This is a genomic window from Methylorubrum podarium (genome assembly GCF_022179745.1).
GTDB classification, from domain to species: Bacteria; Pseudomonadota; Alphaproteobacteria; order Rhizobiales; family Beijerinckiaceae; genus Methylobacterium; species Methylobacterium podarium.
The window spans coordinates 1-1891 of the sequence record NZ_BPRD01000721.1; the positions used below are offsets into that span (position 1 = coordinate 1).

Here is a 1891-nt window from a genome sequence, read left to right on the forward strand (position 1 = left end):
CTACCGACTCGTCTAAGCAGCTCGACTTCTTTGACTACCCGGCATTCGGGATGACCGTAGTGGCGTTTTCGAGCTGCCATAACAACGACCTTCTCAATCGGCAGGGCGCAATTCATCCCGACTGCATCGGAAGTGCCGGACTGCACTTGAGAGACAGATCGTTCGACGGCCGGCTGCGGGTGGCGACCTGGCACCACAACACGGAGGGTTCGCCTTCGATGTCCGACTATATGGACGCGGACATCGTACAGAACCTCATCGACCGTGAGTTCAGCCTTGGCTTCCATGGGCACCAGCACAAGCCAGAGTTTCTTGATACGCGCTTCCGGCACGGTCCTGATCGCCGCATTACCGTGATTAGCGCCGGAACGCTCTGCGGCGGGGCTGCCTTCGGTTTTCGCCGTGCTTACAACGTTGTCGAAATCGACGTAGAGGGTCGGAAGGGCCGCTTGCACCTGCGGGAGATGCAGAACGATAATCTTCAATTACCGATCTGGGGACCGCGTCCTCTGCCGGCGACGGCAGCGACTTTTCACGAGTTTACATTTGAGCCGCCGCCCGCTCCGTTAGCCGGTAAACGCTCAAACATAACTATCTTGATAGATGCTCAGCAACTATTCGATGGCAAGCACTTCAAAGATGCGGCGGAGCTTCTTATCCCTCATATCGAACGCGAGCCTCTCGCGCGACGTCTACTCCTAGAGTGCCTTGGGCACTTGGACGACATGGCGGCGGTCATCAAGTTCTTCGATCCGCCGACCAGTGAGATCGAAGCCCTTATTCTGATGGACGCGCTGTGGGCTGAAAAGCAGAAGGTGAGATTAGGCGAAGTCCTTACACTTCCGCTTGTCGCCGGCACATCCGATCCGGCTCTCATCGAGGTTCGAACCAAGTATGCCCGGAGGCTGTCATGACCGAAACCGGCCGCATACTGTTCGACGTGGAAACGAGCAGAATTCTCCAAATTCTTTCGGCGGAGATTTATGATTCACCGAAGGCGATACTCCGCGAGAACGTCCAGAACGCATACGACGCCATCCTTATGCGCTGCACCGCGCAGAACCTGAACGTCGAAGAGCGCCGAATACAGGTCACCGTCGGCAACGGCATTCTCCGCGTTGAAGACGACGGCATCGGTATGACAGAGGATGTCTTACGCCAGAACTTCTGGAAGGCAGGGTCAAGCGGCAAACGGTCGGAGCTTGCGCAAAAGTCTGGCGTCATCGGAACCTTCGGCATTGGCGCGCTCGCCAATTTCGGCGTGTGCACATCCTTGAAGGTTGAAACGCGCCACATCGATGCGGCTGAGACACTTGTCAGCGGCGCGCGACGTGAGGACCTGAAAATCGCGCAGGAGTGCATCACTTTCGAGCGGGTCGCCGACTCACGCAGCCCTGGAACAATTGTCACGGCGGAGCTCGATCCGTCGTTTGCTATCGATGAGAAGACAACCTGTGATTACCTCCGCCAGTATGTGCGCTTTCTGCCCGTGCCGGTGTTCGTCAACGAGACGCTCATCAGTCAGGACACATTCGACAATGTGCTCGGAGCAGGCGACTCAACATTCGAAGTAGTCGCTACTCGCAACGTGTCCGGTGGCAACTATTCCGGGAGGCTGGAAACCGCTGTCAATTCCCAGGCGCGCGTACGTGCCCGGCTCACAAACCTGACGCTTAGTGGAAACTCTCTGCGAGGCGGACTCTACCTAGTCCAGCAGGGAGGTCAGACACTCGGCTTTCGAAATCTGTTCGGCTTGGCGCCGATACCGATTTCAGGTCACTACGGTTTCGGCGGGTTTGTCAACCTGGAAATCCTGCATCCCACCGCTGGACGGGAAGCACTGAGCAGGGAAAGTATTCAGCACGTCACCAACATGATGAGCATCATCGAG

2 protein-coding genes are annotated in these 1891 nt (G+C 57.0%); both read left to right on the forward strand.

Annotated elements, in window-relative coordinates; genetic code table 11:
• On the forward strand, positions 1-914 hold a 914-nt coding region (locus tag MFF42_RS26225; protein WP_238258878.1), incomplete at its 5' end, for a hypothetical protein.
• A partial coding sequence (locus MFF42_RS26230; RefSeq protein WP_238258879.1) for an ATP-binding protein occupies positions 911-1891 on the forward strand: 981 nt, incomplete at its 3' end. The genes MFF42_RS26225 and MFF42_RS26230, both read left to right, overlap by 4 nt.